Source organism: Geobacillus sp. B4113_201601, from assembly GCF_001587475.1.
Taxonomy (GTDB): domain Bacteria; phylum Bacillota; class Bacilli; order Bacillales; family Anoxybacillaceae; genus Geobacillus; species Geobacillus icigianus.
Genome location: NZ_LQYX01000029.1, coordinates 1 through 5,683 on the forward strand (window position 1 = coordinate 1; position 5,683 = coordinate 5,683).

The window sequence follows — 5,683 nt, forward strand, 5'->3', positions numbered from 1 at the left end:
GATTTTGTCGAAAAATATTTTTTGGACACCCCTGAGGGGCCGAAAAGCCTTGATAAATCAACATTTCTAGAGGGAGTGATATCATTGAAAATTGAATTGATTAATGTATCAAAAATTTATAAAAATGACGTAAAAGCCGTCTCCGATGTTAATGTAACTATAGAATCTGGTGAGTTTTTTGTTCTACTAGGTCCTTCGGGATGTGGAAAAAGCACGTTGCTAAGGATGATTGCTGGACTAGAGGATATTACTGAAGGAATTTTGAAAATGGACGGTATGGTCGCTAATAACCTAGATCCGAGTGAGAGAAATTTATCAATGGTATTCCAAAATTATGCGTTATATCCTCATCTTACTGTAGAAGAAAATATTTTGTTTGGGTTGTACAAAAAAAAGAATATGAGTAAGACAGAAAAAATAAAAAAATGCAAAGATGTTGCAGAGATGATGGGACTTGAACAGTATTTAAAACGAAAACCTAGGGAATTATCAGGGGGACAGAGACAAAGAGTAGCATTAGCTAGGGCCGTTGTTTCAGAGGATCCAGTGTGTTTAATGGATGAGCCATTGTCTAATTTAGACGCTAAGCTCAGAACCAATATGCGTAAAGAAATAAAGCAGCTACAAAAAAGATTAGGAATTACAATGATATACGTAACTCATGATCAAGTAGAGGCTATGACTATGGGAGATAAAATCATGGTTTTAAGAAATGGACGTGTTCAGCAAATAGGTAAACCATTAGAAATCTATAACTCTCCTTCTAACACGTTTGTTGCGTCATTTATCGGTGCACCTCCAATGAATTTAATACCGGGGTGTATAGAGAACGGAGAAATTATCTTAGATGGGGGGCATCGTCTAGGATCATTACGATTCCAACAAAAGCGTAGTATCCAAGAGATAATTGTTGGGATTCGTCCAGAGCATCTAAACATAACTGATGTAAATAATCGATGTTCGATTAATTTTAATTTTTCTGTTAAATATAAAGAGATTTTAGGGACCGAAACAATTATCACAGTGGAGCTAGGAAGGCAAGAGATGTTTATTAGATGTAATGGTCAGGTAGATATCCCCATTGGAAAGGAGGTAGGCATAAGTGTTGAGACTGATAAGATCTGCATTTTTGATAAAGAGACAGGAATGTTGATAAATCAGTTATCGGATTATTTAAATGATGTGAAAATGATATCAAGTTGATGAAGAGGGGAGACAGTATGAATAAGCTAAAGAATTTTATATCAACGATGGGGCGTATGTTGTATGTAGTTCCTTCTCTTTTATTGTTCTCTGTATTTGTTTTCTATCCAATGATTCGTACAACTTACTTAAGTATGCACACAACCAATTTTCAAGGTGTACCAACCAAATATGTAGGTTTTGATAATTTTATCTATTTATTGGAAGATCAAAACTTTCATGAAAGCATGAAGGCCACATTCTTGTTCGTTTTATATACGGTTCCTCCTACTGTTGTAATTTCTCTATTTTTGGCTCTTTTAGCAAATGAAAAATTAAAAGGGATACAATTATTTCGGACGTTTTTTTCATCAACATTAGGTATGAGTGTGGCAGCTTCCTCTGTAATTTGGATGTTTATGTACAATCCTTCGATAGGGATTATTAATAAACTTTTGGTTGCTTTTGGTGGCCACGAACGACAATGGTTATTGGACCCTAATACAGCTTTAGTGGCAGTAGCGATTGCTACGGTATGGATGAATATCGGATTTGCCTTTTTGATTTTGTTAGGTGGTCTGCAAAATATTGATACTACACTCTATGAAAATGCTAAAATCGTTGGGGTTAGTAAAATATACCAATTAAGAAAAATTACATTACCATTATTGTCACCAACATTGTTTTTTATTGTAACTGTTTCTCTAATTCAAGCATTCCAGACATTTGGACAAATTGATATTCTAACAAAAGGGGGGCCTGTTAATAAGACAACTGTGTTGGTTTATTCCATATATCGTGAGGCTTTTGTAAACTATAATTTTGGGTTTGCTAGTGCTCAAGCTGTTGTATTATTTTTAATTGTTCTGATTATTACTATTTTGCAGTTTTCCTTTGTTGAAAGGAAGGTACATTATCAATGATTATTCTAAGAAAGGCAAGTTTATATGCGTTGCTGATCGTTTGTACAATTGTAATAATGTTTCCCATTTTATATGCCTTTTTCATTAGTTTTTTAAGTGGAGCCGAGTTATTGCAAGGAAAGTGGTGGCCAACGAATTGGTCTTTCACAAATTATATCTATGCATTTCAAAAAGTTCCTTTAGGACGCTACTTGTGGAATAGCTTTGCTGTATCGTTGATTGTTATGATCGGACAACTTATAGTTTCTAGCTTAGCAGCTTATGCATTTGTTTTTCTTCGTTTTATAGGAAGAAATGTATTATTTTTCTTGACCATTATGACAATGCTTGTTCCGTGGGAAGCCACTGTTATTCCTAATTATTTAACTGTTCAAGCACTCGGTTGGACCAATAATTATTTTGGTTTGACAATACCGTTTTTTGCATTAGCTTTCGGTATATTTCTATTGAGACAACATTTTAAAACAATACCTTTTGAATTATACGAAGCAGCTCAAGTTTCTGGGGTGAAACACTTTCGATTTTTTTGGTATGTCGTGTTACCACTTTCTAAAGGGAGTTTAGCAACATTGGGATTATACAGCTTTTTGACCACATGGAATATGTATCTATGGCCGCTTCTAGTTACTAATGATGAACGTGTACGCACTGTACAGATTGGATTAAAGCAAATGCAAACACAAGAAATGGCAACTGAATGGGGGGTGGTTATGGCTGCGGTTATTATCGTAATTTTCCCTACTTTATTACTATTGTTTATTGGTCAAAAACAACTGCAAAAGGGATTAATGCAAGGTGCAATTAAATGAAGGGGGAAAAATTGTGAAAAAGTGGATAATGAGTTTAATTGTTTTATTAGTTATGACTGGATGTAGTGGGGGAGAGGATAAAGCATCGCCAAGTGGTAGACAAGATAATACAAAAGAAAAATCTGATAGAACAGAAGTAGTATTTTGGCATGCAATGAGCGGTGATTTGGAAAAGGTTTTGAATGAAATTGTTAACGATTTCAACACTTCGCAATCTAAAATTTATGTAAAACCAGTGTTTCAAGGAACATATGAGGAAGCTTTGACGAAGTTTAATGCAGTAGCAGGAACGAAGGACTCTCCAACTATTATGCAGGCGTTCGAAATTGGAACGAAATATATGATTAATAGCGGGAAAATTGAACCAATCCAAAATTTTATTGATCGAGAAAAATACGATGTGTCGCAGTGGGAAAAAAATATAGTTAGTTATTATAAGGTGGATGGAAAAATTTATTCGATGCCTTTTAACTCTTCTACTCCGGTACTGATCTACAATAAGGATGCATTTAAAGAAGCAGGGTTGGATCCAGAAAAACCGCCTATGACCTACAGCGAGTTAAGAGAGATGGCGAAAAAACTAACTAAAAAAGGAAAGTATGGTTTTACTATCTTGAATTATGGCTGGTTTTTTGAAGAGATGTTGGCAGTACAAGGTGGTCTCTATGTGAATAAAGAAAATGGGCGTAAAGGTGAGGCAACAAAAGCCGTTTTTAACGGTAAAGAAGGATTGCGTGTATTCAAGTTGATATCTGATATGTATAAAGATGGTTCCTTTTATAATGTTGGTCAAAATTGGGATGATATGAGAGCTGCTTTTCAATCTGGGAAAGTAGCAATGTATCTTGATTCTTCAGCGGGAGTTAGAACTGTTGTTGATAATTCGCCATTTAAGGTGGGAGTTGCTTACTTACCGATTCCTGATAATACCGACCGTCAAGGGGTTATTATTGGAGGAGCGTCTCTGTGGTTAATGAAGGATGTGGATGAAGCAAAGAAAAAGGCGGCATGGGAGTTTATGAAATACCTTACTACACCTGAAGTGCAGGCTAAATGGCATGTAAATACTGGATATTTTGCGATTAATCCTAAAGCGTATGACTTGCCTCTTGTGAAAGAACAATGGAAGAAGTATCCACAATTGAAAGTCACGGTAGACCAATTGAAAGAGACAAAATCTACACCTGCTACACAAGGAGCTCTTATTTCAGTGTTTCCTCAAGCTCGACAACATATTGTAAGCGCAATGGAAAGTTTATATCAAGGAGTTCGTCCAAAAGAAGCATTAGATCAGGCTGCGAAAGAAGTGGATCGCGAATTACAGATGAAGAGGTAAAAAATATTTACATCTACCCGTGGTGCTAGTTGAGCTTTAGCGCTCAACTAGCCCAAGTGTAACTAAGAAATAGGCTAACAATATACCGTTTAACGCTATTTCAAATTCGATGATCGAATGGGCTCGGATCTCAGTGATACGATAAATGGTGAACCAGAACCGAAAACACCGTCTTGATCACTTTGTGTTTTGGTTTGATCTACTGCTTCCATGTCTCAGGCAGACAATGTTTCTGGTTTTTCGAGACGGAAAAGCGTCATTTGGTGTTCTTCCGACAGCATAAACCCTTTGCTCCCCGAAGTTATAGGGATGAGGAATTTGGATCATGACGTTTTCGGCTGCGATTCGATCATGACAAGATGCTTCCGTCACCAAATATCCCATTGGCAGACCTTGATCTGTCACTTGATAAACCCATAGTACTATTGCTTTTTCGAATCCGAGTTCGACCGCTAGGCAAACAAAATGTCTCTTGTCCCTTGATACAAAAGGGGTCAGAGGCATTTTGGCACTGTATCTAGGTGGGTAGCGTCAAAAGTTCTATGAAAACTCCACACAGACCATCCCATTGAGCATCGTGGGGCATGCAGAGAGCCGGATTCGCCCTTGACCAACACCCGCCAAAGGTGCGGAAGAGTCGTCAAGGGCGACGGGGACAAAAAAGAAGGCAATCGAAAAGCCGCCCTTGCTTTGACCGAATGTTACCTTTGGCGGTGTTCGGTTGGTCAAGGGTTCGCTTCGCCGAATCCGGCAGGAGTTCTGTTCAACGGGCTCTGGAGGACAAAAAAGTTAGGCTGCCTCGTTTTGAAGGAAGTCCTGAGCCATGGTGATGAGCTTCGTCCACCGGGCCGGCATATGCGGCAGCTCGGCGAGCTCCGGGATGACGACCGGCACCCGGCCTTCGAGCGCGCTATGCGGGCGCAGAAAGTGGAAATACGCCACAAACAGCGTCACAAAGGACACCGAGCCTTCCTCGGCGCCAAACCCATGGGTCGGGCGGTCGTTGCCTTTAAAGGTCCGGTTGAATCGCTCGATGATCTGCTTGAGAGGGCGAAACTCTTCCGAGACCGGATCTTCGTTGGTCAGGCCGATCACCTGGCGGACGTCAAACGAAATCCCGTGCTGGGCAAAGAAGTGTTGCGCCAACAGGTAAATCGGGTTGCCATCCACGACGAACGACAAGTCGTCTGGAAGGGACGGCAGCTTCCTGAGGACATCATTGATCGCCTTGATGGCCGAGAGCGTGTCCCGGTTGGGCGAGACGCGATAGGACAGCACGATCTTTTTGACGGCGTCAAATAGAAAGAACAGGTAATGCCAGCGCCCTTTGACGCGAATATACGTCTCGTCCCCACAGAACGAACCGGACAGCTCATACGGGAACCGGTCGACAAAGGGCTTGATCCAAAGCGCGACGCTGTTGGCGTAGTTGA

The 5,683-nt window shown here is 39.7% G+C and carries 5 protein-coding genes and 1 pseudogene; 4 read left to right on the top strand and 2 right to left on the bottom strand.

The genetic code is table 11. The annotated features are described in order from the left end of the window. Positions 1–84 precede the first annotated feature (84 nt). The 4 genes from B4113_RS03950 to B4113_RS03965 are packed head-to-tail and all read left to right on the top strand — an operon-like array spanning position 85 to position 4,250. Positions 85–1,203 carry an ABC transporter ATP-binding protein gene (locus B4113_RS03950; protein ID WP_033843592.1) on the top strand — a complete coding sequence of 373 codons (1,119 nt, stop codon included), beginning with the start codon at positions 85–87 and terminating at the stop codon, positions 1,201–1,203. A 17-nt stretch (positions 1,204–1,220) separates the two neighbouring features. Continuing rightward, on the top strand, positions 1,221–2,105 hold the full coding sequence (locus B4113_RS03955) for a carbohydrate ABC transporter permease (protein ID WP_033843593.1): 885 nt from the start codon (positions 1,221–1,223) through the stop codon (positions 2,103–2,105). Next, on the top strand, positions 2,102–2,914 hold the full coding sequence (locus tag B4113_RS03960; RefSeq protein WP_033021719.1) for a carbohydrate ABC transporter permease: 813 nt from the start codon (positions 2,102–2,104) through the stop codon (positions 2,912–2,914). The genes B4113_RS03955 and B4113_RS03960 overlap by 4 nt, the downstream gene beginning before the upstream one ends. Before the next feature lie 13 nt (positions 2,915–2,927). Continuing rightward, entirely contained in the window at positions 2,928–4,250 is a 1,323-nt protein-coding gene (locus tag B4113_RS03965; RefSeq protein WP_033021721.1) for an ABC transporter substrate-binding protein, read from the top strand. A 36-nt stretch (positions 4,251–4,286) separates the two neighbouring features. On the opposite strand, the pseudogene B4113_RS20265 reads toward B4113_RS03965, so the two are convergent. Next, positions 4,287–4,658, bottom strand: a pseudogene (locus tag B4113_RS20265) (IS982 family transposase); the annotation flags it as partial. Between the two features lie 381 nt (positions 4,659–5,039). Next, the coding region (locus tag B4113_RS20270) for a transposase (RefSeq protein ID WP_235597948.1) at positions 5,040–5,683 on the bottom strand (644 nt) is incomplete at its 5' end.